Source organism: Kribbella sp. NPDC003557, assembly GCF_040610805.1.
Lineage (GTDB): Bacteria > Actinomycetota > Actinomycetes > Propionibacteriales > Kribbellaceae > Kribbella.
In genome coordinates, this window is record NZ_JBEXMY010000002.1 from 730946 (window position 1) to 754053 (window position 23108).

The 23108-nt window shown below is 70.1% G+C and carries 24 protein-coding genes; 14 read left to right on the top strand and 10 right to left on the bottom strand.

The genetic code is table 11. The features are described from left to right. The first annotated feature begins 6 nt into the window (after nt 1–6). The 5 genes from ABZW60_RS09370 (at nt 7) to ABZW60_RS09390 (ending at nt 5432) form a co-directional block, all read left to right on the top strand. Nucleotides 7–1182 carry a Gfo/Idh/MocA family oxidoreductase gene (locus tag ABZW60_RS09370; protein ID WP_355475262.1) on the top strand — a complete coding sequence of 392 codons (1176 nt, stop codon included), beginning with the start codon at nt 7–9 and terminating at the stop codon, nt 1180–1182. Then, complete coding sequence (locus ABZW60_RS09375; protein WP_355475263.1) at nt 1182–2330, top strand: dihydrodipicolinate synthase family protein; 1149 nt, start codon at nt 1182–1184, stop codon at nt 2328–2330. The genes ABZW60_RS09370 and ABZW60_RS09375 overlap by 1 nt, the downstream gene beginning before the upstream one ends. Further along, entirely contained in the window at nt 2327–3142 is an 816-nt protein-coding gene (locus ABZW60_RS09380; RefSeq protein ID WP_355475264.1) for a sugar phosphate isomerase/epimerase, read from the top strand. Before ABZW60_RS09375 ends, ABZW60_RS09380 begins: the two co-directional genes overlap by 4 nt. Before the next feature lie 16 nt (nt 3143–3158). After that, the gene (locus ABZW60_RS09385) at nt 3159–3914 is read left to right on the top strand and encodes a sugar phosphate isomerase/epimerase (protein WP_355475265.1); all 756 of its coding nucleotides are present in this window, start codon (nt 3159–3161) and stop codon (nt 3912–3914) included. 78 nt (nt 3915–3992) lie between these two features. Next, complete coding sequence (locus ABZW60_RS09390) at nt 3993–5432, top strand: diguanylate cyclase (protein ID WP_355475266.1); 1440 nt, start codon at nt 3993–3995, stop codon at nt 5430–5432. 594 nt (nt 5433–6026) lie between these two features. Here ABZW60_RS09390 and ABZW60_RS09395 read toward each other — a convergent pair. The 3 genes from ABZW60_RS09395 to ABZW60_RS09405 are packed head-to-tail and all read right to left on the bottom strand — an operon-like array spanning nt 6027 to nt 7601. Then, nucleotides 6027–6518, bottom strand: coding sequence for a GNAT family N-acetyltransferase (locus tag ABZW60_RS09395; RefSeq protein WP_355475267.1), 492 nt, complete (start codon nt 6516–6518; stop codon nt 6027–6029). A 31-nt stretch (nt 6519–6549) separates the two neighbouring features. Beyond that, a complete protein-coding gene (locus tag ABZW60_RS09400; RefSeq protein WP_355475268.1) occupies nt 6550–7374 on the bottom strand; it encodes a Fic family protein in 825 nt (274 codons plus the stop codon). Beyond that, nucleotides 7371–7601 (bottom strand): hypothetical protein, encoded by a 231-nt coding sequence (locus tag ABZW60_RS09405; RefSeq protein WP_355475269.1) that lies wholly within the window; start codon nt 7599–7601, stop codon nt 7371–7373. The genes ABZW60_RS09400 and ABZW60_RS09405 overlap by 4 nt, the downstream gene beginning before the upstream one ends. 157 nt (nt 7602–7758) lie before the next feature. Here ABZW60_RS09405 and ABZW60_RS09410 point away from each other — a divergent pair, with 157 nt between their 5' ends. Beyond that, the gene (locus ABZW60_RS09410) at nt 7759–9339 is read left to right on the top strand and encodes an alkaline phosphatase D family protein (RefSeq protein ID WP_355475270.1); all 1581 of its coding nucleotides are present in this window, start codon (nt 7759–7761) and stop codon (nt 9337–9339) included. A 3-nt stretch (nt 9340–9342) separates the two neighbouring features. Here the strand turns inward: ABZW60_RS09410 and ABZW60_RS09415 are convergent, their stop codons facing one another. Further along, a complete protein-coding gene (locus ABZW60_RS09415) occupies nt 9343–10152 on the bottom strand; it encodes a polysaccharide lyase family protein (RefSeq protein ID WP_355475271.1) in 810 nt (269 codons plus the stop codon). Then, the gene (locus tag ABZW60_RS09420) at nt 10152–11660 is read right to left on the bottom strand and encodes an alkaline phosphatase D family protein (RefSeq protein ID WP_355475272.1); all 1509 of its coding nucleotides are present in this window, start codon (nt 11658–11660) and stop codon (nt 10152–10154) included. Before ABZW60_RS09420 ends, ABZW60_RS09415 begins: the two co-directional genes overlap by 1 nt. A gap of 166 nt (nt 11661–11826) precedes the next feature. Here ABZW60_RS09420 and ABZW60_RS09425 point away from each other — a divergent pair, with 166 nt between their 5' ends. The 4 genes from ABZW60_RS09425 (at nt 11827) to ABZW60_RS09440 (ending at nt 14972) form a co-directional block, all read left to right on the top strand. Further along, nucleotides 11827–12702 carry an aldo/keto reductase gene (locus ABZW60_RS09425; protein WP_355475273.1) on the top strand — a complete coding sequence of 292 codons (876 nt, stop codon included), beginning with the start codon at nt 11827–11829 and terminating at the stop codon, nt 12700–12702. 44 nt (nt 12703–12746) lie between these two features. Beyond that, nucleotides 12747–13082: a tetratricopeptide repeat protein gene (locus ABZW60_RS09430; protein WP_355475274.1), complete on the top strand. Its 336-nt coding sequence runs from the start codon at nt 12747–12749 to the stop codon at nt 13080–13082. 178 nt (nt 13083–13260) lie between these two features. Then, on the top strand, nt 13261–14373 hold the full coding sequence (locus tag ABZW60_RS09435) for an LLM class flavin-dependent oxidoreductase (protein WP_355475275.1): 1113 nt from the start codon (nt 13261–13263) through the stop codon (nt 14371–14373). Continuing rightward, entirely contained in the window at nt 14370–14972 is a 603-nt protein-coding gene (locus ABZW60_RS09440; protein ID WP_355475276.1) for an FMN reductase, read from the top strand. The genes ABZW60_RS09435 and ABZW60_RS09440 overlap by 4 nt, the downstream gene beginning before the upstream one ends. Here ABZW60_RS09440 and ABZW60_RS09445 read toward each other — a convergent pair. Further along, on the bottom strand, nt 14958–15731 hold the full coding sequence (locus ABZW60_RS09445; protein WP_355475277.1) for a TetR/AcrR family transcriptional regulator: 774 nt from the start codon (nt 15729–15731) through the stop codon (nt 14958–14960). The two genes, ABZW60_RS09440 and ABZW60_RS09445, sit on opposite strands and share 15 nt — an antisense overlap. A 95-nt stretch (nt 15732–15826) precedes the next feature. On the opposite strand from ABZW60_RS09445, the gene ABZW60_RS09450 reads away from it, so the two are divergent. The 3 genes from ABZW60_RS09450 (at nt 15827) to ABZW60_RS09460 (ending at nt 18492) form a co-directional block, all read left to right on the top strand. Continuing rightward, nucleotides 15827–16768 carry an ATP-binding cassette domain-containing protein gene (locus ABZW60_RS09450; protein ID WP_355475278.1) on the top strand — a complete coding sequence of 314 codons (942 nt, stop codon included), beginning with the start codon at nt 15827–15829 and terminating at the stop codon, nt 16766–16768. Next, a complete protein-coding gene (locus ABZW60_RS09455) occupies nt 16765–17559 on the top strand; it encodes an ABC transporter permease (RefSeq protein WP_355475279.1) in 795 nt (264 codons plus the stop codon). The genes ABZW60_RS09450 and ABZW60_RS09455 overlap by 4 nt, the downstream gene beginning before the upstream one ends. A 141-nt stretch (nt 17560–17700) precedes the next feature. Further along, nucleotides 17701–18492, top strand: coding sequence for an FkbM family methyltransferase (locus tag ABZW60_RS09460; protein ID WP_355475280.1), 792 nt, complete (start codon nt 17701–17703; stop codon nt 18490–18492). On the opposite strand, the gene ABZW60_RS09465 is transcribed toward ABZW60_RS09460, so the two are convergent. Beyond that, nucleotides 18467–19234, bottom strand: coding sequence for an SDR family NAD(P)-dependent oxidoreductase (locus ABZW60_RS09465; protein WP_355475281.1), 768 nt, complete (start codon nt 19232–19234; stop codon nt 18467–18469). The two genes, ABZW60_RS09460 and ABZW60_RS09465, sit on opposite strands and share 26 nt — an antisense overlap. Nucleotides 19235–19314: 80 nt before the next feature. Between ABZW60_RS09465 and ABZW60_RS09470 the strand changes: the two genes are divergently transcribed. Beyond that, entirely contained in the window at nt 19315–19854 is a 540-nt protein-coding gene (locus ABZW60_RS09470; RefSeq protein ID WP_355475282.1) for a GNAT family protein, read from the top strand. Here ABZW60_RS09470 and ABZW60_RS09475 read toward each other — a convergent pair. Genes ABZW60_RS09475 through ABZW60_RS09485 form a run of 3 tightly spaced genes read right to left on the bottom strand, consistent with a single transcriptional unit; the run spans nt 19844 to nt 23105 of the window. Further along, nucleotides 19844–20659, bottom strand: coding sequence for a bifunctional allantoicase/(S)-ureidoglycine aminohydrolase (locus ABZW60_RS09475; RefSeq protein ID WP_355475283.1), 816 nt, complete (start codon nt 20657–20659; stop codon nt 19844–19846). The genes ABZW60_RS09470 and ABZW60_RS09475 overlap by 11 nt on opposite strands. Beyond that, nucleotides 20656–21996 (bottom strand): allantoinase AllB, encoded by a 1341-nt coding sequence (gene allB / locus ABZW60_RS09480; protein ID WP_355475284.1) that lies wholly within the window; start codon nt 21994–21996, stop codon nt 20656–20658. Before allB ends, ABZW60_RS09475 begins: the two co-directional genes overlap by 4 nt. Further along, nucleotides 21993–23105 carry a glycerate kinase gene (locus ABZW60_RS09485; protein ID WP_355475285.1) on the bottom strand — a complete coding sequence of 371 codons (1113 nt, stop codon included), beginning with the start codon at nt 23103–23105 and terminating at the stop codon, nt 21993–21995. The genes allB and ABZW60_RS09485 overlap by 4 nt, the downstream gene beginning before the upstream one ends. Nucleotides 23106–23108: the final 3 nt, after the last annotated feature.

Here is a 23108-nt window from a genome sequence, read left to right on the forward strand (position 1 = left end):
CTGAGCGTGAGAGGCAAGACTGTGAACGAGCGACGCATCGGCATCGTGATGAACGGCGTCACCGGCCGGATGGGCCTGCGCCAGCACCTCGAGCGTTCCATCGTGGCGATCCGGGAGCAGGGCGGACTGCCCGCCGCCGACGGCACGATGATCATCCCCGAGCCCATCCTGGTCGGCCGCAACGAGCTCAAGCTGCGCCGGATCGCCGAGCAGTACGGGCTGGAGCGGTGGACCACCGACCTGGCCGAGGCGCTGGCCCAGCCCGACGTCGAGATCTACTTCGACTCCCAGCTCACCCAGCTGCGCGAGAAGGGCGTCCGGGCCGCGGTCGAGGCCGGTAAGGCGATCTACTGCGAGAAGCCGATCGCCGAGAGCCTGGACGCGGCCGTCGACCTGGCCAAGCTGGTCGTCGACTCCGGGCTGAAGAACGGCGTCGTGATGGACAAGCTGTCGCTGCCCGGCCTGCGGAAGCTGAAGCGGCTGGTCGACGGCGGGTTCTTCGGCCGGATCCTGTCGGTCCGCGGCGAGTTCGGCTACTGGGTCTTCGAGGGTGACTGGCAGGAGGCGCAGCGGCCGTCCTGGAACTACAAGTCCGAAGAGGGCGGCGGCATCATCCTCGACATGTTCTGCCACTGGCGGTACGTGCTCGACCAGACGTTCGGCTCCGTGCAGTCGGTGTACTGCCAGGGCGCCACGCACATCCCGACCCGGGTCGACGAGAACGGCGAGCCGTACACCGCGACGGCGGACGACGCGGCGTACGGGGTGTTCGAGCTGGAGGGCGGGATCGTCGCACAGCTGAACTCTTCGTGGACGACGCGGGTGTTCCGTGACGAGCTGGTCGAGTTCCACGTCGACGGGACCGAGGGCTCCGCGGTCGCCGGCCTGCGCAACTGCCGCGTCCAGCACCGGTCCGCGACACCGAAGCCGGTCTGGAACCCGGACATCCCGGCCACCGAGAAGTTCCGCGACCAGTGGGCGACGGTGCCGGACAACGAGCCGATGGACAACGGGTTCAAGGTGCAGTGGGAGATGTTCCTGCGGCACGTGGTCGACGACGCGCCGTTCACCTGGGACTTCGTCGAGGCCGCCAAGGGCGTCCAGCTGGCCGAACTGGGCCTGAAGTCATGGCACGAGGGCCGCAAGCTCGAGGTCCCCACGCTCGACCTCGGGGCCAACTGATGGAGCTGAACCTTCCTGTCCACGGGGGACTCGAGAAGTACCGGCTGACCGGCGAACCGGTTGCTCGGGGCACCACCTACTCGCCGGCGCGGTCGCGGCTCGCCTTCGCGGCGGCGCACGTGGTCGCCGACCCGCTCGGGGACAACTCCCCGGGAGCTCCGGCGGTGATCGACTGGGAGCACACGCTGGAGTTCCGGCGGCACCTGTGGTCGCTGGGCCTGTCGGTCGCCGAGGCGATGGACACCGCGCAGCGCGGGATGGGCCTGGACTGGAAGGCCACGCAGGAACTGATCCGGCGGTCCGCGGCCGAGGCGCCTGACGGACGGATCGCGGTCGGCGTCGGCACGGACCAACTGACGGGTCCTGCTTCGCTGGACACGGTCGTGGGTGCGTACGAGGAGCAGCTCGCTGTTGCCGAGGAAGCCGGTGCGCAGCCGATCATGATGGCCAGCCGGGCGTTGTGCGCGGCGGCCGAATCGCCCGACGACTACCGCAAGGTCTACGACCGCCTGCTGCAGCAGTCCACGAAGCCGGTCATCCTGCACTGGCTGGGACCCATGTTCGACCCGGCTCTCGAAGGGTACTGGGGCGGCGGATCGTTCGAGGCGGCCGCCGCCTCCGTGGTCGAACTGATCTCCGACAACATCTCGAAGGTCGACGGGATCAAGATCTCCCTCCTCGACGCCTCGAAGGAAGTTGCCCTGCGCAACAGCCTGCCCGAGGGTGTCCGGCTCTACACCGGCGACGACTTCAACTACCCGGAGCTGATCCGCGGCGACGGCGAGCGGCACAGTGACGCGCTGCTCGGGATCTTCGCCGCGATCGCCCCGGCGGCGGCAGCTGCCCTGCACGCGCTGGATGCCGGCGACCTGGAGACGTACGAGCGGGTGTTCCAGCCGACGGTACCGTTGGCGCGGCAGATCTTCTCCGCGCCGACGTACTACTACAAGACCGGGATCGCCTTCCTGGCCTGGCTGAACGGGTTCCAGCCGGGCTTCACGATGGTCGGCGGCCTGCAGACCGGGCGATCGCTGCCCCACCTGGCAGACACGTTCCGGCTCGCGGACCAGGCCGGCGTACTGACGAACCCGGAGCTGGCCGTCGACCGCTTCCGTCAGCTGTTGCGTGTCGGCGGGATCGACGCATGAACCGGTACAGCCTCAACCAGGCGACCACGAAGTACTGGCCGCTCGAGGACGTCGTCGCGGCGAGCGCGAAGGCCGGGCTGGAGTGGATCGGGCTGTGGCGCGAGCCGATCCACGAGTACGGCGTCGACCGGGCCGCGAAGCTGGTCGCCGACGCCGGGCTGAAGGTCTCCTCGCTGTGCCGCAGCGGCTTCTTCACCTCGACCGACGCCGCCGAGCGGAAGGCGAAGATCGAGGACAACCGGCGCGCGATCGACGAGGCCGCGACCGTTGGTACGTCGGTCCTCGTGCTGGTCAGCGGCGGCCTCCCGGCCGGATCACGTGATCTCGACGGAGCCCGCGCCATGGTGCGCGACGGGCTCGCCGAGCTCGCGCCGTACGCCGAGGAACGCGGGGTCACGCTCGCGGTCGAGGCCCTGCACCCGATGTTCTGCTCGGACCGCTGTGTGGTGTCGTCGCTGGGCGGCGCGCTCGACCTCGCCGAGCAGTTCCCGGCGTCGCAGGTCGGCGTGATCGTGGACGCGTACCACCTGTGGTGGGACGCCGACGTGTACCGGCAGATCGAGCGGGCCGGCGAGCGGATCGTGTCGTACCAGGTCAGCGACTGGGTGGTGCCGCTGCCGGCGGACACGCTGCTCGGGCGCGGAATGATGGGCGACGGCTCGATCGAGCTGCGCCGGCTGCGCGAGGCCTGCGACGCGGCCGGGTACGACGGGCCGATCGAGGTCGAGATCTTCAACCAGGAGTTGTGGGACGCGCCGGGGCAGGAGGTTTTCGACCTGGCGCTCGCGAGGTATCAGGAACACGTCCTCTGACAAAGGAGTTGCCTGTATGTCTGACCGGACCATTCCCGCCGACGGTATCGGGATGCACCTGTACACGATGCGTGACGTGCTCGCCGAGGACTACCCGGGGACGCTGAAGCGGCTCGCCGGGATCGGATACCGCACGGTGGGGGTGAGCGGGCGGTTCGACCACAGCGCCGCGGAGATTCGCGGGTTCGCGGACGACGCCGGGCTCGCGATCGTGCTCGAGCACGTCGGGTACGCGCGGCTGAGCGACGACTGGGCCGGTGCGCTGGCCGACGTGAAGACGCTCGGGGCGCAGTGGGCCGTCGTACCGTCGATTCCGTCCGAGCTGCACTCGGTCGAGGGCTTCAAGACCGCGGCGGCCGCGTTCACCGAGGCCGGGAAGGCCGCGCGGGACGCCGGCCTGAAGCTGCTCTTCCACAACCACGGCCGGGACTTCGACGAGGTCGACGGGCAGGTGCTGTACGACCTGCTGCTGGACGTGGATCCCGACCTGCTCGGGTTCGAGCTGGACCTGTACTGGGCGGTTGACGGCGGGCACGACCCGGCGAAGCTGTTCCAGGAGCACCCGGGCCGGTTCCCGGCGCTGCACGTCAAGGACATGGCCGCGGACGGGTCCTGGGAGGACGTCGGGGCCGGGACGCTGGACTTCGGCGCGATGTTCGCGCACGCCGAGGCGGGCGGGGTCGAGCAGTACCTGGTCGAGCACGACAAGCCGACGGACGCCTGGCAGTCGGCCGAGCGCAGCTACCGCGGGCTGACCGAATTACGATACTGAACGTTCTGACAAACGCTTAACCGGGTCACCTGTGCATACAGCTGCTCACCCCCGGTGAAATCGGCTTATTCTCAACGGGTGCAGAACGAGCCCACGGTCCGGCTGTCCGCCGTACGGCGCTTGTACGAGGTGAGCGCGCGGATGGGCGCCGGGCGGAGCCTTGCCGAGACGCTGCAGGCGGTCGTCGACGGGGTCGTGAACGGGCTCGGCTTCGGCATCGCCGTGCTGAACCTCCGGCACCCGGACGGCAAGTTCGAGGTGATCGCGGTGGCCGGGTCGCCGGGGGCCCGGTCGGCGCTGCTCGGGAAGGTGAGCGCGGCGGATCTGTTCGACGCCGAGTTCGCGATCGCGGACGAGTGGGGCAAGCTCCGGTTCGTGCCGCACGAGCGGCTGCCGGAGGGTGAGGTCACCGGCTGGGTGCCCGACGTACCGGTGTCCGACGCGCCGGACGCCTGGCACCCGCTGGACGCGCTGTTCGCGCCGCTGTACTCCTCGGACGGCGAGCTGGTCGGGATGCTGTCGGTCGACCTGCCCGAGGACCAGCGGCGGCCGGGGCCGATCCACCGGGAGCTGCTGGGGATCTTCGCCACCCAGGCCGGGCTGGCGATCGACAAGGCCCGGCTCACCGATCGGCTGCTGGCCGAGAAGACCCGGCTGGAGGCGAGCGAGGCGACGTTCCGGCTGGTCTTCGAGGGCGCCGGCAACGGGATGGCGACGGTCGCGTTCGACGGGCCCGAGCTGGGCCGGATCCTGCGGGTGAACGCCGCGTTCTGCCGGATCACCGGCTACACCCCGGACCAGCTGGTCGGGACGCGGCTGGTCAGCTTCCTGCGGGACGAGGAGCCGGACCAGACCCGCAGCGAGCTGGAGGAAGTTGCTGCCAGCAACGGCACGTACCGGTTCGAGCGCGTGTTCACGCAGCCGAGCGGCAACGCGATCTGGCTCGGCGGTACGGCCTCGCTGGTCGAGCAGGGCGTCGGGCTGCCGCGGATCCTGCTGGTCCAGATCGACGACGTCACCGCCCGCAAGGACGCCGAGCGCGAACTGCGGCACCACGCGGCCCACGACCCGCTCACCGGCCTGCCGAACCGCCGGCTCCTGCAGCACCGGTTCGCGAAGGTCCTGGAACAGACCCGGATCACCGGCCGCCCGGGCGCGCTGCTGTTCTGCGACCTCAACCACTTCAAACTCGTCAACGACGGCTACGGCCACGAGGCCGGCGACCGAGCCCTCCGCGAGATCGCAACCCGCCTCAGCACCGCAGTCCGCCACGGCGACACGGTCGCCAGGCTGGGCGGCGACGAGTTCGCCGTCCTAGCCGAGGACATCACCGGCGACGACCTCACCACCCTCATCACCCGCCTAGAAACCGCCGTCAGCCGCCCCCTCCCCAACATCGCCGTCAAGGTCACCACCAGCGTCGGCACCGTCCCCATCACCCCCACCACCACCGACCTCGACACCCTCCTCCACGAAGCCGACCAAGCCATGTACGTCGCCAAGAACCGCCGCACGTAGAGAGTGACCCACGCGGTGCTACGCGCGGCTCCTTCGTCGCCGTGCTACGCGCCGCCCCACCCACCCGCGAGGCGGTGCGTGCTGGCGCGCGCTCCTTCGCGCTGGCGCGCGCGTACTGCGGGCTGCCGCCCGCGAATTGCTCGCTTCGCTCGCCGTGACCGCCGCGCGTCCGCCACGTGCAGGTGATGAGAAAGTCGAGCTACAACGCGCCGTCGGCTCCCGCAGCGTGACCTGAAAGAGCTGAGCCAGAAGACGCTAGGACGACCCCGGGGGGCTTGCGCTCGGGAGTCTCCTCGGCGCCCGCGCCCGCCCGCGAAGCGGCGGCTGGTCGAGCGGACACCAACGCCCGTTCCAACCAGCGCCACGCGTACGGCGCGTACTCGCTCGAAGTCTCGTCGTCACCTGCACGCGGCGGTTCTTGCGGTCACAGCGAGCGGAGCGAGCAATTCGCGGGCGGCAGCACGCAGCACGCGGGCGGCAGCCCGCAGTATGCGCGCCGGCGCCATGGAGCGCGCGTCAGCACGCACCGCTGCACGGGTGGGTGGGGCGGCGCGTAGCACGGCGACGGAGGAGCCGGGCGTAGCACCGCGTGGGTTAAATCTTCTGGGAACCCAGGGTTGTGAGGGCTTCGTCGGTGAGGCGGTAGATGGTCCATTCGTCTTGAGGGGTGGCGCCGAGGGACTTGTAGAAGTCGATGGCGGGGGTGTTCCAGTTGAGGACGGACCATTCGAGGCGTTCGTAGTTGTTGCGGACGCATTCCTGGGCGAGGGCGGTGAGGAGGGCCTTGCCGAGGCCGGTGCCGCGGGTTTCGGGGCGGACGAAGAGGTCTTCGAGGTAGATGCCGTGGACGCCGCGCCAGGTGGAGAAGCTGAGGAACCAGAGCGCGCAGCCGGCGACCTGGCCCTCGTGTTCGGCGACGTGGCAGAAGACGGCGGGCGTGTCGCCGAAGAGGGCGGTGTGCAGCTGGTCGGCGGTCAGGTGGCACTCGTCGCGGGCGCGTTCGTACTCCGCGAGCGCGTACACCAGCTCCACGATCGCCGGGACGTCCTCGGGCCGGGCACGGCGGATCCGTTCGTCGGTCTGCATACCGCCTATCCTGCACCGGCGGCGCACGGGCTCAGTCTTCGCGTTCGGTTTCCTGTTCGACGTCCAGGTCGACGGCGTGGGTGTCGGGCCGTTCGCCCCTGCCGGTGGTGTGCCGGGCGTCCACGCCGGCGTACGTCGAGTTCTGCAGGTGCAGGGCCGCCGCGAGTTCCGCGTCGGCGCGGACCACGGCGCCGCGTTCGACGGTCGCCTTGTCAAAGACGGCGTACAGGGTGCGCGGATCCGGATCGGTGCTCTTCGCCACGTCCGCCGGGTACGACGCGTCGGACGCCGCGTTCCACTCGTCGCGCTCGACCTTGTCGAAGTCGAGGCGGTACGGCGACATCTCGGAGACGTGCCGGACGAACACCTTGGCGGCGGCGCCGTTGCCCTCGCGGAACGGGTGGGTCAGGTTCTGGTAGGCGTAGATCTCGGAGATGCTCTGGACGAACTCCTCGCGCGACATCGTCGACCAGTCCTTGTCCTGCACCTTCGCGCTCACCTTGCCGGTCCACGCGTCCAGCCGCTCGGGCGGCACGAACTGGTTGCCCTGCTTCTGGATCTGGACGTTGCGGAACTCGCCGGCCCAGTCGTACACGTCCTGCATCAGGTGCCGGTGGATCGCCTGGATGTGCGCCTTGTCGTAGGTGCGCGGGATATCGGCCTCACCGCGGTCGATCTCGGCCTGCCGGTTGGCGCGCAGCGCGTACTCGGCGAAGTGCAGCTCGAGCGGGTTCTTGATGTCGAGCTTGTTCCGCAGGCAGCTGCCGGGCTCCCACAGGTAGGCGTTCCAGCGCGCCTTCTCCTGGGCTCTCCACTGCTCCTCCTCGGACAGCTGCGCGGGACCGTCCTGGGTCACGCCGATCCGCCGCGGGTCACCTTCGCCATGGTCCGGCGGATGTACTCGGCGGTGTCGATCCGGCCCGCCTCGCGGTCGGCGAGGTCGGCGACGTCGTCGCGCTGCGGCTCCCAGCCCTCGAGCCGGTTGCTGGACAGCGCGTCGCTGACGCGCTGCTTCTGGTCGTCGTCGAGCGGTTCGAACAGCTCCGGCCAGCGCTGCGCGTAACGGCAAGGTTCGTAGGCCATTGATAACTCCCCGGTAGCTAGCAATTCGGGCCAGCCTAGCGAAGCCCGGATTCATACCGTCGCTTGTCGTTAATTTCCCGGACGATCGCGTTAACCTCCCCGCCACCCTCCGCCAGAACACTGGCACGGCTTCGACCGCCCAGCCTCTGGAGGAACCATGTCCGTGTCCCGCCGTCGCTTCCTCGGGTACGGGGGTGCGGGCTCCGCCGCCGTACTGCTCGGCACCGGGGCCTGGTCCGCCTCGACCACGTACGCCGCCCCGTCCGGCACCGGCAACCCGTTCACGCTCGGCGTCGCGTCGGGTGACCCGCAGTGGAACAGTGTCGTGCTCTGGACGCGGCTCGCCATCGACCCGTACGCCGTGGACGGCAAGGGCGGCATGCCCGCAAAGCCGGTCCGCGTCGAGTACGAGGTCGCCCGGGACGAGAACTTCCGGCACGTCGTCCGGCGCTCCAGCGTCGTCGCGACCCCCGAACTCGGCCACTCGGTCCACCCGGAGGTCCAGGGCCTGCAGCCGGATCACGTGTACTACTACCGCTTCCGCACCGGCGCCGAGGTCTCGCCGACCGGCCGGACCCGCACCACACCGCACCCGTTCGCGCAGCCGCGGGAGCTGCGGTTCGCGTTCGCGTCCTGCAACGCGTGGCAGGACGGGTACTTCACGGCGTACGACCACATGGCCCAGGAGGACCTCGACCTGGTCGTCCACCTCGGCGACTACCTGTACGAGTCCGGCGTGAAGACCAACAAGCGCGGCGTCACCACCGACCCGCGGTTCCACACCGAGACGTTCGACCTGGCGCGGTACCGGCTGCAGTACTCGCTGTACAAGACCGAGGCCCCACTGCAGGCTGCACACGCGGCGCATCCGTGGATCCACACGTTCGACGACCACGAGGTGGAGAACAACTGGGCCGGCGACCTGTCCCAGCTCGACACCGAGCCGGACCAGGACCCGGCGGTCTTCCGCGCACGCCGGGCGCAGGCGTTCCAGGCGTTGTACGAGAACATGCCGGTGCGGCACGAGCAGATGCCGGCCGGGCCTGACATCCGCTACCACCGGCGGCTGCCGTACGGCCGGCTCGCGGACTTCACGATCCTCGACACCCGCCAGTACCGCAGCGACCAGCCGTGCGGCGACGGCGACTCGTCCACGTGCGACGACCGGTTCGACCCGGACAACACGATGCTCGGCGGCAAGCAGCGCGACTGGCTGCTGCAGGGTTTCAGGACCTCGAACGCGCGCTGGCAGATCCTCGGCAACCAGGCGCCGATGGGCCAGACCGACTGGACGCCGGGCCCGGAGACGCACGTCTGGCTGGACCCCTGGGACGGCTATGTTGCCGAGCGCAACAAGGTGCTGGCGGCCGCCCAGGACAGCGGCGTCCGCAACCTGGTGGTGATCACCGGCGACCGGCACCAGAACTACGCGCTCGAACTGAAGCGCGACTACGCGAACCCGGACTCGGCCACGGTCGGCACCGAGTTCGTCGGTACGTCGATCACCAGCGGCGGCAACGGCGCCGACATGACCGACCAGGGACAGCAGTTCCTGGCCGCCAACCCGCACCTGAAGTTCTTCAACTCCCAGCGCGGCTACTCACGCGTCACGGTCGATCAGCACCAGTGGCGCAACGACTACCGCGTCGTGCCGTACGTCGACACGCCCGGCGCCCCGGTCAGCACCCGCGCGACGTACGTCGTGGAGGACCGCGATCCGCACGCCCACGCGGGCTGACCCTCAGCGGCGCGCGAAAACGCCGAGAGCGTCGTACGCGATCCAGGAGCCGACGTCCTTGAAGAGTTCGAGGACGTTGGCTCCGGGGCGGAACAACGCTCTCGGCAGCGGGACCTCGAGGTACGACGGTTTCAGCGGCGAACCGGGATAGGTGCTGTCGGCAATCGTCGAGCCCTTGGTCGCGCCGTTCGCGAAGGTCAGGCGGCCGGCCTCGGCGCCGTTGACCGTGAGCAGCGCCGAGGCGGCCAGGCTGGCGTGGCTGTCGATCAGCCAGAGCGCGAGGTCGAGATCCTGCTCGGGCACGGCGGGCAGGTCGAAGCGGAACGTCGCGCGGTGGTTCTTCGAGCCGGCCCACTTGTCGGCGGGACCGGGCAGCAGGTAGGACCAGTCCGCCGCCGGGGTCGACGTACCGAACGTGTAGTCGACGTCCGCCGGGAAGCGGGTCGGGTACTCGGCGTAGCCCTTCGGCGAGAGGGCCAGCTCGGAGCCCTTGCCGTCGAAGGCGCCGACGGTCGCCACCAGCGTACCGGAGATCGTCACCGACGTCAGGTTGGCGACGGCCGCGGCCGCCGACTCGGCAGACCGGTTGCCTGCGGCATCGACCGTGACGACGGAGTAGGACCTCGTCACACCGGTGAAGCCGAGGCCGCGGTGGACGAAATGCGGGTAGACGGTCTTGCCGATCAGGGCGCCGTCGGCATAGACGGCGTAGTGGTCGACGACGGTCGCCCAGGAGACAGGCTTCCAGTCGAGCGTCACGATCCGGATGCCGCCGGTGCCGTGCAGACCGGTGATTGCTGGTGGACGACGCATTACAGGGCCTCCAGGCGGGGGTCGGCGGCAGGCGTGCGGAAGCGGGCGAGGATGTTCGGCTGAGCGTTGGCGTCGGCCTGGATGTACGGGAAGTTCACGAACTCGGTGGTCAGCTCGGTGCGCGTCATCGTGCTGTGCACATAGCCGCGGCGAGCGTTGTAGAGCTTGATGTACGGGTGCTGCAGCCAGTCCTTCGCGTACGTGTCGGTGTCGGTGCCGTCGCCGTTCGAGCCGACCGACGAGCACACCAGTTCGACGCCGACGGTGCGCGCGTCGAGCTGGAGCTCGGACGCGACGTGGCGGTGGATGTCGCCGGTCAGCATCACCGACGTCCCGGCGCCGGCCATCGCCTCGAGCACGCGGCGGCGGTTGGCGGGGTAGCCGTCCCACTGTTCGGTGCGGTCGTCGGTGACGGCGCTGAGCACGACGCCGCCGGCCACGATGTTCCACGGCGCCCGCGAGCCGCGCAGGCCGTCGTACAGCCACGCCTCCTGCTCGGCGCCCATGATCGTGCGCTGCTCCGAGACGCGGTCGGCCTCGTCGACGGGCAGCGGGTCGCGATACTGACGCGTGTCGAGGAGATGGACCCGTGCCAGCGAGCCGATGTCGTAGCGGCGGTAGACGCGGCTGTCCGGCCCCTGCGGGAGGCTGTCGAGGGCGAGCGGGGCGTTCTCGTAGTACGCGCGGTACGCGACGGCGCGGCGATGGACGAAGAGCTCGGGCGGTACGCCGTACAGCGAGTTGGCGGCGCCGTAGTTGTTCTGCACCTCGTGGTCGTCCCAGACCATGAACCACGGCGCGGCGGCGTGGGCCGCCTGGAGGTCGGGATCGGTCTTGAAGAGGCTGTAGCGCAGCCGGTACTGCTCCAGCGTCTCGATCTCGACGCCGTGCTCGGGCCCGACCGTGACGTTCGCGCGCCAGAGGTTGTCACCGGCCACGATCCCGTACTCGTAGATGTAGTCGCCGAGGAAGAACACCGCGTCGGGCGCGCGGCGGGCGATGTCGCGGTGCGCCGCGAAGTACCCGTGGTACCAGGCCTGGCAGGACGCGGTCGCGAAGGTGAACTGCTCGCCGTACGCCGGCAGGGTCTTGGTCCGGCCGACCGGACTGAGCTGCGTGCCGACGCGGAAGCGGTAGAAGTACTCGCGGCCCGGCCGGAGGCCACGGACCTCCGGGTGGACGGCGTGCGCCAGCTCGGGCGAGGCGATCGCGAGTCCACGCCGGACGACGTGCTGGAAGCGGCTGTCCTCGGCCACCTCGTACTGGACGGGCACGTCGACGGCCTGCATCCCGCCGTGGCCGTCGGTGGCGAGTGGGGTCGGGGCGAGCCGGGTCCAGAGGACGAACCCGTCCGGGCGCGGGTCGCCGGACGCGACCCCGAGCGCGAACGCGCCGTCCGGGATCGGGCGGGCCGGCGTCGTGCCGGCGGCCGCCGGGGCGGAGATGCCGAGCGTGACCGAGGCCGCGCTCAGACCGGTGAGCTGGAGGAAGGTACGACGGGACGGCACGGGCGGGCTCCGTTCCTGAGGTGAGTTCCGCCATATTCTTACGTAACTTCTCTGCGTTTTGTAAGCCCTTGACTCGGCATCGACCACGGCATTGACAACTCGTAGTGCTGAATCCGTGCGGAGATCCCTGTTGGATTTCGCAGTCCGCGCGCGGGAGGTTGGACCCATGGCAGCTGACACGCACAAGACCCGCCGGATCGGTGACGTCGCGGTGTCCGCGATCGGGCTCGGCGGCATGCCGATGTCGATCGAGGGCCGGCCCGACGAGGACCGGTCGATCGCGACCATCCACGCCGCTCTCGACGCCGGCATCACGCTGATCGACACCGCCGACGCGTACCACCTGACCGCGACCGACGTCGGGCACAACGAGAGCCTGATCGCCAAGGCGCTGTCGACGTACGGCGGCGACACCTCGGACGTCCTGGTCGCGACCAAGGGCGGCCACCTCCGCCCCGGCGACGGCAGCTGGACCCTGGACGGCTCGCCGAAGCACATCGCGGAGGCCGCCGAGGCGTCGCTGAAGCGGCTCGGCGTCGACGCGATCGGGCTGTACCAGTTCCACCGGCCCGACCCGAAGACTCCGTACGAGGACTCGATCGGCGCCGTCCGCGACCTGCTCGACGCCGGGAAGATCCGGCTGGCGGGCATCTCGAACGCGAACCCCGCGCAGATCAAGCAGGCCAACGAGATCCTCGGCGGCCGGCTGGTGTCGGTGCAGAACCAGTTCTCGCCCAGGTTCCGCTCGAGCGAGCCGGAGCTGGAGCTGTGCGACGAGCTCGGGATCGCCTTCCTCCCGTGGTCCCCGCTGGGCGGCATCTCCAACGCCGGCGAGCTGGGCGCCAAGTACCCGGCCTTCCAGTCGCTCGCGGCCGAGCTCGGCGTGAGCCCGCAGAAGCTCACCCTGGCCTGGATGCTCGCCAAGTCCCCGGTCGTCATCCCGATCCCCGGATCGAGCCGGCCGGAGACCATCCGCGACTCGTACTCGGCCGTCGACCTGACGCTGACCCCGGACCAGGTGGCCGTCCTCGACGCGGCCTGAGGAATACCGGCCCGGCGGACGGCGTTGCCCAGCCCGTGGAAGACATGCGCGCACTGAGCTACGGACTGGCCCAGCAGTACTTCGAGGAGCGGGACTACCGCGGTGCGATCCGGGCGCTGAAGCCGGTCGTCGACGAGACCCCCGAGGACGTCGGCACCCGGCTGCTGCTGGCCCGGGCGTATTACCACGCGGCACTGCTGAAGCCGGCCGAGGAACACCTCCTCGAGGTCATCGACCGCGAGCCGACCGAGTACTACGCCCACCTGATGCTGGCCCGCACCCTCGAGCGGCAGTCCCGCCGCGACGAGGCCGGGAAGCACCGCCGGATCGCCGCCGCACTGACCGGCGACGACGAGCTGCTGAAACCGCATACCGTCTGAGGCGGACCGCCGCCACTCACCAAGGCCGGAAACCAACGCCGATCCCCGCCACGCCGAGCGTGGCGCGGGGTCGGCGTTGCCGTTTGGTGAGTGATGCAGGTCCGGAATGACCGGGCGAGGATTGGTGTTCTGGTGGATGTTAGTAGTTTAATAGTGAACTACCTACCGAGGAGGACGGATGCAGTTCGGCGTGTTCAGCGTCGGGGACGTGACCGAGGACCCGACGACCGGGACCACGGTCAGTGAGGGCGAGCGGATCAAGTCGATGGTCCGGATCGCGAAGAAGGCCGAAGAGGTCGGGCTGGACGTGTTCGCCCAGGGTGAGCACCACAACCCGCCGTTCGTGCCGTCGTCGCCGACGACCCAGCTCGGGTTCGTCGCGGCGCAGACGTCGAAGATCATCCTGTCCACCTCGACGACCCTGATCACCACCAACGACCCGGTGAAGATCGCCGAGGACTACGCGATGCTGCAGCACCTGGCCGACGGCCGGGTGGACCTGATGATGGGGCGCGGCAACACCGGTCCGGTGTACCCGTGGTTCGGGCAGGACATCCGCAACGGGATCGCGCTCGCCGTCGAGAACTACGCCCTGCTGCGCCGGCTCTGGCGCGAGGAGGTCGTCGACTGGGAGGGCAAGTTCCGGACGCCGCTGCAGGGCTTCACGTCGACGCCGCGGCCGCTGGACGACGTACCTCCGTTCGTCTGGCACGGGTCGATCCGGTCGCCCGAGATCGCCGAGCAGGCGGCGTACTACGGCGACGGGTTCTTCCACAACAACATCTTCTGGCCGATGTCGCACACCCAGCGGATGATCCAGCTGTACCGGCAGCGCTTCGAGCACTACGGGCACGGCGCCGCGGACCAGGCGATCGTCGGTCTCGGCGGTCAGGTCTTCATGCGCAAGAACTCGCAGGACGCGGTCCGCGAGTTCCGGCCGTACTTCGACAACGCGCCGGTGTACGGGCACGGACCGTCGCTGGAGGACTTCAGCCGGGAGACGCCGCTGACGGTCGGGAGCCCGCAAGAGGTGATCGAGCGGACGCTGTCGTTCCGCGAGCAGGTCGGCGACTACCAGCGGCAGCTGTTCCTGATCGACCACGCCGGGTTGCCGCTGAAGACCGTGCTGGAGCAGCTGGACATCCTCGGTGAAGAGGTGGTTCCGGTGCTGCGGAAGGAGTTCGCGGCGCTGAAGCCGGGGCACGTACCGGACGCGCCGACCCACGCTTCGCTGAAGGCCGCCGCCGAGCGGGCGCGCGACCTGGAGACGATCGAGGAGCCGACCCGATGAAGGACAAGGTCATCGCCGTCGTGACGGCCGGGCTGACGACACCGTCGTCGTCCCGGCTGCTCGCCGACCAGTTGGGCGCCGCGGTGCGGGACGAGCTGTCCGGACGCGGCATCGGTGCGCGGATCGAGCTGATCGAGGTCCGCGACCACGCCCACGACCTGACGAACAACCTGCTCACGGGCTTCCCGTCCGCCGGTCTGCGCGAGGTCCTGGACACGGTGGCCGGCGCGGACGCGCTGATCGTGGTCAGTCCGACGTTCAGCGCGTCGTACTCCGGTCTGTTCAAGATGTTCTTCGACGTCCTCGACGACAAGGCACTGGCCGGCAAGCCGGTTCTGCTGGCTGCGACCGGCGGCACCGAGCGTCACTCGCTGGTGCTGGAGTTCGCGCTGCGCCCGTTGTTCGCCTACCTCAAGGCGCTGCCGGTCGCGACCGCCGTGTACGCCGCCTCGACCGACTGGGGCCCGAACGCCGCGAACCTGCGCGCGAGGATCACGCAGGCGGCCACCGAACTGGTCGCGGCCCTGCACAACGAGACACCCACCCAGGCGGACCCGTTCGAGAACCCGACGCCGTTCGAGGACCTACTGAACAGCTGATCGCGACTCGATCAGCTGGGCCAGGCCGTCGAGGATGGTGCCCAGCCCGAAGGTGAGGGCGTGGGCCGGGTCGATGACGGACTGGAAGTGCTCGCCGACCGAGGTGCCGACCCGCCCCGCCACCGGGAAGTGCGAGCCGGACATGACGGTGGTGAGCGCCGGAGAGATCTGACGCCACCACTCCTCGTCCGACAGGCCGGAGTCGCGCTGGGTGCGGAGCTGTTCGGCGCCCGCCCGCGCGGTGCCCTGGACGTGGGTGAGGACGAGCGTCAGCGCCGAGTCCATCTCGACGTCGGTCAGACCGAGACCGTCCAGCGGACGGAGCTCGATGTCGTACTTCCGGGTGATGTTCGGCCCGAGCGCCGTCCGCATCGTCGGCACCTCGTGGATCCACGGGTGCGCGGTCAGCACGTCCCAGTTGCGGCGGGCGATGAATTCCAGCGCGCCGCGCCAGCCGCCGGGTTGCCGGGCCGGCTCGTCCTCGTCGGCGTACAGGTCGCCGTACGCCTGGTCGAACATCAGGTCGGTCAGCTCGCCCTTGCCGGGGACATGCGTGTAGAGCGACATCGTGCCGACCTTCAGCCGGTCGGCGACCATCCGCATCGAGAGCGCCTCGAGCCCGGCGGAGTCCGCGAGCTCGATCGCCGCGCCGACGATCGCGCGCACCGTCAGGCCGGAGCGGCCGGGCTTGGTGTGACTGCCCCAGAGCAGCGCCAGACTGCGCGCCGGATCGGGTGCCGCCGCCTTCCTACCCGCCACTCGGAACCTTCCTCCAGCGCTTGTCGTTGGACGCATCGTACCTGAGCCGTACAATGTACGGTACAGTCTACGACTCACGACGCGAGAGGTGGGAAGTGACGACGGAGCGAGTGATCGAGGCCGCCGGTGTGCGGAAGAACTACCAGGGCGGCACAGAGGGTGCGGGGCTGAACGGCTTCGACCTTGAGGTCACGGCCGGCACGGTGACGGGCCTGCTCGGCCCGAACGGCGCCGGCAAGACGACAGCGGTGCGGATCCTGTCCACACTGCTGGAGATGGATTCCGGAACGGCGACGATCGCGGGGTACGACGTGCGCCGGCAAGGAGCGGAGGTGCGGCGGCGGATCGGGCTGGTCGGGCAGTACGCCGCGGTGGACGAGGTACTCACCGGGCGGCAGAACCTGGTGATGTTCGGGCGGCTGAACCACCTGGGGAACGCGAAGCGCAGGGCCGACGAGTTGCTGGAGCGGTTCGGCCTGACCGCGGCGGCCGGGCAGGCGGTGAGCAAGTACTCCGGTGGGATGCGGCGGCGGCTCGACCTGGCGGCCAGCCTGATCGTGGCGCCGCGGGTGCTGTTCGTGGACGAGCCGACGACCGGACTCGACCCGGCGGGGCGGATCGAGGTGTGGTCCGCCGTCCGGCAGCTGGTCGCGGGCGGTACGACGGTGCTGCTGACGACGCAGTACCTGGAGGAGGCGGATCAGTTGGCGAACCGGATCTCGATGCTCAAGGAGGGGAAGGTCGTCGCGGAGGGGACGCCGGACGAGTTGAAGACGCGGCTGGGGTCGGACTGGCTGGACCTGGTCCTCGCCGATCCGGCCGAGGTGCCGCGGGTGGTGGAGCTGGCCGCGCGGCTGGCGGACGGGGAGGTCCGGGTCGACGACGTCCGGGTGAGCGTGCCGGTGAAGGACCGGACGAAAGCGCTCGTGCAGATGGCGACCTCGTTGCACGAGGCAAGGATCGAGCCGGAGGACATCACGTTGCGGCGGCCGACGCTGGACGAAGTGTTCCTGCACCTGACCGGGGCGGCCGCATGAGCGGGCTGGGCTGGGCGCTCGCGGACAGCTGGACGATCGCGCGGCGGACGTTGACGCACTGGCGGATGCAGCCGGGGCTGGTGGTGTTCCAGTGGTTCTTCCCGGTGCTGATGCTGCTGATGTTCGGTGGGTTGCTCGGCGGCGCGATGGAATCGCCGGACGATTCGTCGTACTACGAGTTGCTCGTGCCCGGGATCTTCGCGCTGGCGATGCTCTTCGGGCTGGAGGGCACGATGACCGCGGTGACGACCGATGTGTCGAAGGGGGTGACGGATCGGTTCCGGTCGCTGCCGATGAGCTCGGCGGCGGTGGTGCTCGGGAGGTGTATCGCGGACATGCTCGACTCGGTGGTGACGCTCGCCGTCCTGGTCGGGACCGGGCTAGTGCTCGGCTGGCGGTGGCACGAAGGGTTGCCGTCCGCGCTGGCGGCGTTCGGGCTGCTGTTGCTGCTGCGGTTCGCGTTGCTGTGGGTCGGGATCTTCATCGGTCTCACGGTGAAGAACGCGCAGAGCGTGACGATGGTGCAGGTGCTGGTGTGGCCGATCGGCTTCCTGTCCAGCGCCTTCGTCGCCACGTCGACGATGCCGCAGTGGCTGGGCACGGTCGCCCAGTGGAACCCGTTGTCCGCAACGGCCACCGCTTCGCGTGCGTTGTTCGGCAATCCCGACCCGTCAGCGACGGCCACCTGGATCGGCACTCACGCGGAAGTCGCGGCCATCATCGGCCCACTGCTGCTGGTCGCGATCTTCCTGCCGCTGTCCGCGCACCGCTTCCGGACGCTGTCGCGGTGAATCAGCGGTGAGGTGAGTGGGTAACGGGCGTGGGTGGACGTCCGGGACGGAGTAGTAAGGCGTGCGGTCTGGGGGCTGGCGCGCGGGATCGAGCGGGTGCTGGGTCCCGGGGCCGCACGTCGGATCGGGCGGGGAGTGGGGATGGTGGAAGGAGTCAGTGACGTTGGGGTGCAGCGCGTCGCGTTGCGGGTTTCGCCGCGGTTGGCGGACGCCAATCCGGGGCTGGTGAAGATTCCGCCTCGATGGGCCTCGACCGTGCGGGTACGGCGGCAAGGGGTGCTGCTCGAGTTGGATCTGCGGGACAACCTGCAAGCTGTTCTGTACTACGCGGGTCGCTACGAGCCCGCCGTACGGCGGTTCCTGCGGGCCGAGCTGCGGCAGGGGGACGTCGTACTCGATATCGGCGCGAACATCGGCGTGCACGCGTTGACCGTCGCGAAGCGGTTGCAGGAGCTCGGCGGCGGGCGGGTGATCGCGTTCGAGCCGGCGGCGGACAGTGTGGCGAAGCTCGGCGCGGCGGCCGCGCGCAACGGCGTACAACTGGAGGTCGTGCCGATGGCGCTGGGTGAGCGGCGGGAACTGGTCGCGCTACGGGCGGACCGGCGGTACGACGAGGCGGACGCCGGCGTGCGGTCGCTGTACGGCGACGGCGACGTGGTGCAGGAGGTGCCGGTCGTCCGGCTCGACGACTGGGCTCACGGACTCGAACGGCTGGACGTGGTGAAGCTCGACATCGAAGGCGCGGAGGTCGCCGCGCTCTCCGGAGCCGCGCGGACGTTCAAGCGTTTGCAGCCGCGCGTCGTCATCGTCGAGGACAAGCGCCCCGAGACGCGCGCGCGGCTGCACGCCGTACTGGATGAGCTCGGTTACCTGCCGACCGGTGAGGTGCTGGACCACAACGCGGTCTTCAGGGCGTCAGCTGGCCGCCGTTGACCTCGATGATCTGGCCGGTGACGTAGGACGACATCCGCTCGGAGGCCAGGAACAGGATCGTGCCGACGCATTCGTGCGGCGTTCCGGTGCGGCCCATCGGGATCGTGGTGAGCATGGCCTGCATCTGGGCGTCGCCGGTGTGCCGGTCGTGGAACGGGGTCTTGATCACGCCCGGGGCGATCGCGTTCACCCGGATCCCTTCCGCGGCAAGCTCCTTGGCGAGGCCGCGGGTGAACGTGCTGACCGCGCCCTTCGACGTCGCGTACACCACCGACCCGCCGGCGCCGCCGGTCCGCCCGGCGATCGACGTGACGTTGACGATCGACCCGCCGCCCTGCGCCCGGAGCACCGGCACGATCCGCCGGCTGAGCGCGAACACCGAGGTCAGGTTGACGTCCAGGATCCGGTGGAACTCCTCGTCGGTGACCTCGGCGATCGCGGACCGGTTGACCAGGTCACCGGCGTTGTTGACCAGGACGTCGATCCGCCCGTACTGCGTGAGCACCTCGTCGACGAACGCGTCCGCCGCCTTCGGGTCGGCGAGGTCCGCCTGGTGCAGGGACGCCGTACCGCCGGCGGTCTGGACCGCGCCCACGGTGTGCTTCGCACCCTCTTCGTTGCGGTGGTAGTGCAGCGCGACCGTGGCCCCGGTCTCCGCGAACCCGACCGCCGCCGCGGCCCCGATCCCGCTGCTGGCGCCGGTGACGACCACGACCTGATCCCTGAAATCCAGATATGCCATGCGCCCTATCCTCTCCCGGCCGCGCCGGGAACGCGCCGCAGGACGGGATGGCGGGACGGGTCCAGGAGTATTTTCGTTGGATGGGATACGCGCTCGGGGAGCTCGGGCTCCGGCGGTGGCGGACGGGTGACGCGCTGCGGCTGGCCGCCGCGCACGACGACCCGGAGATGGTGCACCAGGGCGGGATCGTGGACCGTGCGTCCGCCGTCGACTGGATCGGGCGGGTCGCGGACCTGGACAACGGGCACGTCTACGCCGTGGCGGACGCGGACGACCACCCGATCGGCTGCGTGGGGGTGACGAACATCGACCGGCACCGGGTCGGCTGGACCTGGTACTGGACGCTCGCCGAGGTCCGCGGCCAGGGCGTCGCGCGGGACGCCCTGCGGGCGCTGGCGGACTGGGCCCACCACGACGCCGGGCTGTACCGGCTGGAGCTCGGGCACCGGCTCAACAACCCCGCGTCCTGCGCGGTCGCGGCCCGTGCCGGCTTCCTGCCCGAGGGTGTCGAACGCGAACGTCTCACCTACGACGGCAGCCGGTACGACGTGGAGCGGCACGCCCGGCTCATCACCGACCCGTTGACGCCTCCGCTGCGCCCGGTGACCGTCAGAGCGTGAGCTTGGGGTGCCGGTTGACGTCCTTGTAGAGCAGGTACCGGAACCGGCCGGGCCCGCCCGCGTAACAGGCCTGCGGGCAGAACGCCCGGAGCCACATGAAGTCGCCTTCCTGCACCTCGACCCAGTCCTTGTTCAGCAGGTAGACCGCCTTGCCCTCCAGGACGTACAGGCCGTGCTCCATCACGTGCGTCTCCGGGAACGGGATCACCCCGCCCGGCTCGAACGTCACGATGTTGACGTGCATGTCGTGCCGCACGTCGTCCGGGTCGACGAACCGCTGGGTCTTCCAGGCGCCGTTCGTGTCCGGCATCTCCCGGCCCTCGACGTCCGCCTCGTTGGTGACGAGCGCGGGCGGTACGTCGATACCGTCGATCCGCTCGTACGCCTTGCGCACCAGGTGGAAGGTCACGGGGGCGTCGCTCGTGTTCCGCACGGTCCAGTCGCCGCCCGGCGGCAGGTACGCGTACCCGCCCTCGGTCAGGGAGTGCTTCTCGCCCGCGACCGTCAGCACAAGGTTGCCGGCGACAACGAACAGCACGGCCTCGGCGGCCGGGTCGGTCTCCGGCCTGTCGCTGCCGCCGCCCGGCGCGACCTCGACGATGTACTGCGAGAACGTCTCCGCGAACCCGGACAGCGGCCGCGCGATCACCCACAACCGGGTGTCGTCCCAGAACGGCAGCCGGCTGGTGACGATGTCGCGCATCGTGCCGCGCGGCAGGACGGCGTACGCCTCGGTGAAGACCGCGCGGTCGGTGGTGAGGTCGGTCTGCGCGGGCAGTCCGCCCTTCGGCGCGTAGAAGCTCATCGTTCTCCTCGGGTCAGCAGGCGGCCGCGCGGGTCGGCGGCGAGGTCGACGGGGACGCCGCGGAGCCAGGCGCTTCGCACGACGCCGGTCAGCGTGCGTCCGTCGTACGGCGTGATCGCGTTCTTGTGCTGGAGCTGCCGCGCGTCGACGGTGAAGGTCTCGTCGGGGGCGAGCACGCAGAAATCGGCGTCGTAGCCGACCTCGATGCTGCCCTTCCCGGTGAGCCCGGTTCGCGCGGCGGGCGCGGCGGCCATCCAGCGGGCGACGTCGTTCAGGGTGAAGCCGCGGCGACGGGCCTCGGTCCAGACGGCGGGCAGGCCGAGCTGAAGCGACGCGATCCCGCCCCAGGCGGTGCCGAAGTCGCCGGTCGCGAGGTTTTTCAGGTCGATCGTGGAGGGCGAGTGGTCGGACACGATCTGGTCGATCGTGCCGTTCTCGAGGCCTTCCCAAAGCAGCTCGCGGTTCGCGGACTCGCGGATCGGCGGGCAGCACTTGTACTGCGTCGCGCCGTCCGGGATGTCCTCGGCGACGAAGCTCAGGTAGTGCGGGCAGGTCTCGGTGGTGATCCGTACGCCGTCGTTGCGGGCGGCGGCGATGCTCGGCAGGACCTCCGCGCTCGACACGTGCAGGATGTGGACGCGGCAGCCGGTCTGCTTCGCGAGGTCGATGACCTGCGCGACGGCCTCGTTCTCGGCGGCGCGTGGGCGGGAGTCGAGGAAGGCCTGGTAGCTCGTGCCGTCCGGCGCGGTCGCCTCGTCGATGCGGTGCGCGTCCTCGGCGTGCACGATCAGCAGGCCGTCGAAGGTGGCGATCTCGCGCATCGCCGCGACCAGCTGGTCCGCGTCGAGCGGCGGGAACTCGTCGACGCCCGAGTGCAGCAGGAAGCACTTGTAACCGAACACGCCCGCGTCGTGCAGCGGGCGCAGGTCGGGGATGTTGCCGGGGATCGCGCCGCCCCAGAAGCCGACGTCGACGTACGCCTGAGTCTCGGCGGTCTTGCGCTTCAGCGTCAGTGCCGGTACGTCGCAGGTCGGCGGGATGCTGTTCAGCGGCATGTCGACGATCGTGGTGACGCCGCCTGCCGCCGCGGCCTTGGTCGCGGAGGTGAAGCCCTCCCAGTCGGTGCGGCCGGGGTCGTTCACGTGGACGTGGGAGTCGACGAGGCCGGGCAGCAGTACTTCGTCGTCGCCGAGGCGCAGGTCCGTCGCGGCGTCGAGCTCCGCGTCGTACGGCGAGATCGTCACGATCCGCCCGTCCCGGACGCCGATCGCGGCCGCCTGCTCCCCGGCGGCCCGCACCACCCGCCGGGCCCGCACCACGAGATCCAAAGCACTCATGCGATGCCTCTCTGCCTAGCTGTCATCGTAAGGTGATCCACCACGATGCGTTCCCCGAGCCGTTCGAGCAACGGACGCGGCTCGGCGATACACCGCTGGACGTCAGGCTCCAGGTCGGTCAGCGCGTACGCCGCCGAGACCCCGATCCCGCCGAGCTGCTCCGGCCCCAGCCGGTTCACCCCACACACGGCAACGACCGGGATGCCGGCGCGGTCCGCGGCGGCCGCCACCCCGGCGACGGCTTTGCCGTGCAGAGTCTGCTCGTCAAGCGCACCCTCGCCGGTGATCACCAGGTCAGCGCCCGCGAGCTGCTCCTGGAAGCCGACCATCTCGAGAACCAGGTCGATCCCTGGCCGCAGCTCGGCGTCGAGGAGCGCGAGCGCCGCGAACCCCACCCCACCTGCAGCCCCAGCGCCCGGCACGTCCCGTAGGTCCCGACCGGTGTGCTCGGCCACCACGTCGGCCCAGGCGCTCAACCTGCGGTCAAGCTCCACCACCTGCTCCCGCGTGGCGCCCTTCTGCGGCCCGTAAACCGCCGCCGCACCCCGCGCCCCGGTCAGCGGGTTGTCCACGTCGCAAGCCACCACCACCCGGACGCCTGCGACAAGCCCTGGGGACTGTGAACAAGCAATAGCCTGTTCACGGTCCCCGGGAGTTGTCGCCAGACCAGCGAGGCCGCGGATCAGGCCTTGGCCGCCGTCGGTGGACGCGCTGCCGCCGATGCCGAGGACTACCCGGGTGCAGCCGGCGTCCAGCGCGGCGGCGATCAGTTCGCCGGTGCCGTACGACGTGGCCGTGAGGGGGGCCGGTGTGCCGCCGGGGAGGCGGACGAGGCCGGAAACGTCGGCCAGCTCGACCACCGCGGTGTCGCCCAGTCGGGCGTAGCCGGATTGCACCGGCTCACCTGTCGGGCCGGAGGCTGTGTGCGGGACGAGGGTGTAGCCGGCGGCGACGGCGGCGGCCAGGGTGCCGTCGCCGCCGTCGGCGACGGGGACTGCGACCACGGTGGCGTCGGGGCAGGCTCGTCGTACCCCGGCGCCGACCGCGGCCGCGACCTCCGCGCTCGTCAGCGTCCCCTTGAACTTGTCGGAGGCAACGACCACGCGCACTGG